Raw genomic sequence first — 1,885 nt, 5'->3', positions numbered from 1 at the left:
TGAATCGGCGCTCACCGGTGAGTCTGACCCTGTTAGGAAAAACACCCAAGCTTTAACAGAAGCCAATTTGATATTGGCCGATCAAATCAATATGTGTTTTATGAGCACATCGGTAACCCACGGTTATGCTACTGCGATTGTAACTGGCACCGGCATGAATACCGAAGTCGGACATATTGCCGAACTGATGGAGAGCAGCGAACAACGCTTAACCCCCTTGCAACAACGCATCAAAAGTCTATCGCACATACTCATTTGGGCTGCGCTGATCGTGGTGGCCTTAATTATGGCAATGGGTTTTTTCCAGGGCATGAGTTTGGTGAGTATGAGCAGTACCGGTATTTCGCTCGCGGTGGCGGCGATTCCAGAAGGCCTTCCCACGGTGGTAACAATTGTTCTAACCTTAGGCGCTTATCAAATGATGCGCTCAAATGCACTTGCCAAACACCTTACTTCAGTCGAAACCTTAGGCTCTACCACCATTATCTGCTCCGATAAAACCGGCACACTCACCCAAAATAAAATGCAAGTTCAAAAAATTTGGGTAGCGGGTGAAAGCTTGCGGGTGGAAGGCACTGGATACGAACCTAAAGGCCAGTTTTATGATAAGGATGGCGAGCCGATTGTAGCTCACACCCATAAACCTTTAATGAAAATGCTCAAAATGTCGGCCTTGTGTAGTGATACTCGGCTAGTCGAAACCAACGGCCAATATTCGATCCACGGTTTACCTACCGAAGGCGCAATCGTCGTCGCCGCGGCCAAAGCTAACATCACCAAAGAGCAACTGCTCAACGATTACGACATCGAAGTCAGCTTCCCATTTGATTCAAGCCGTAAAATGATGAGTGTGATTGTACGTGATGAAGACAACCAGGCCTGGCTGTTTGTCAAAGGCGCGCCCGATGTGATTATGAGCCGCTGTGATTACATGATTCGTCATGGCGAAACCGTCAGCTTTGCCCACTACCAGCAAGAAGCTCATAATGTCGCAAACGATTTTGGTCGCGAAGCATTGCGCACCTTGGCGATTGCCTATCGCAAACTCAGCGATAAAGAACTCGAGTCCCCCGATACCTCTTTAGAAACCGAGCTTACATTAAAAGGTATTTACGGCATCATTGACCCACCCAGACCCGAAGCCACCCAAGCGGTTAAGGATTGCCACAGCGCCGGCATTGGCGTGATTATGATTACGGGCGACCATGTTGAAACCGCTAAAGCGATTGCGTTACAAATGCACATTATCAATACAGCGGATAGCCCAAGCCTGACAGGTGCAGAACTTAACGAAATGGATGACCAACAACTGTATGAACGCGTTAAACAGATTCGGGTATTTGCACGCGTCACCCCCGAACATAAGTTGCGAATCGTCCACGCATTGCAAGCGCATCAAGAAGTGGTCGCCATGACGGGCGATGGCGTGAACGATGCACCCGCTTTACGCACGGCGGATATTGGCGTAGCGATGGGTATTAGTGGTACCGGCGTAGCCAAAGAATCGGCCGACTTAGTATTACTAGATGATAACTTTAAGACGATTGTTACTGCCGTTCAAGAAGGACGACGCATTTACGACAATATTCGCAAATTTATCCGCCAAGGATTGACGGCCAATGTGAGTGAGGTATCAGCGCTCTTGTTTGCCTTTGCCCTAATTAATGGCGAACCCCTACTCACCTTAGCGCCTTTAATGATCCTTTGGGTTAACTTAGTGAGCGATGGTATTCCCGCTCTCGCATTAGGGGTGGATGGCGCCGAAAATGATGTTATGAAACGCCAGCCGCGTCCGTCTAACGAAAGCTTTTTTGCCAACCATCTTAGTCATCGCATTATTATTCGTGGGCTGGTTATGGGTGCGTTAACTTATGGCGTATTTATG

The 1,885-nt window shown here is 48.3% G+C and carries 1 protein-coding gene; it reads left to right on the top strand.

The annotated features are described in order from the left end of the window. The coding region (locus tag VIM91_RS04095; RefSeq protein ID WP_331863548.1) for an HAD-IC family P-type ATPase at positions 1–1,885 on the top strand (1,885 nt) is incomplete at both ends.

Source organism: Thiomicrospira sp. (genome assembly GCF_036568485.1).
Classification (GTDB): domain Bacteria; phylum Pseudomonadota; class Gammaproteobacteria; order Thiomicrospirales; family Thiomicrospiraceae; genus Thiomicrospira.
This window is presented reverse-complemented; position numbering and strand designations above follow the sequence as displayed.